At 68.1% G+C, this 348-nt stretch carries 1 pseudogene; it reads right to left on the bottom strand.

Going from position 1 to position 348, the window contains the following annotated elements:
• Positions 1–348, bottom strand: a pseudogene (locus ROTAS13_RS25570) (IS21 family transposase); the annotation flags it as partial.

Below are 348 nucleotides of genomic sequence, written 5' to 3'. Positions count from 1 at the left end.
AGGCACCAGGCTTGGCCGCTCTGCCTCGAACGCCTCCCAGACGGTCCGCTCCCTCTGCTCCGGATGCCGATTGGCCCGGGCATGGGACACGCACCGCTCCAGCAGGAGGGCGTTCAGCTCCTCGTAACTCCTCACCCGCAGCCGCGGCGTAAAGAACCGCTCCCGCACCAGCCCGACCTGGTTCTCGACCTGACCTTTCTCCCAGCCCGAGGCCGGAGTGCAGGCCACCGGCTCGACCAGGTAGTGGCTGCACATGCGCAGGAAACGCCGGTTGTAGGCGCGATCCCGTCCCACCAGGATCGCGTCCACCGCCGTGCGCATGTTGTCGTAGATGCCCCGCGTGCAGGT

This window comes from Roseomonas sp. TAS13 (assembly GCF_001950415.1).
Classification (GTDB): Bacteria; Pseudomonadota; Alphaproteobacteria; order Acetobacterales; family Acetobacteraceae; genus Roseomonas; species Roseomonas mucosa.
Note: the sequence above shows the minus strand (reverse complement) of the source record. Positions and strands in the feature narration are given on the sequence as shown.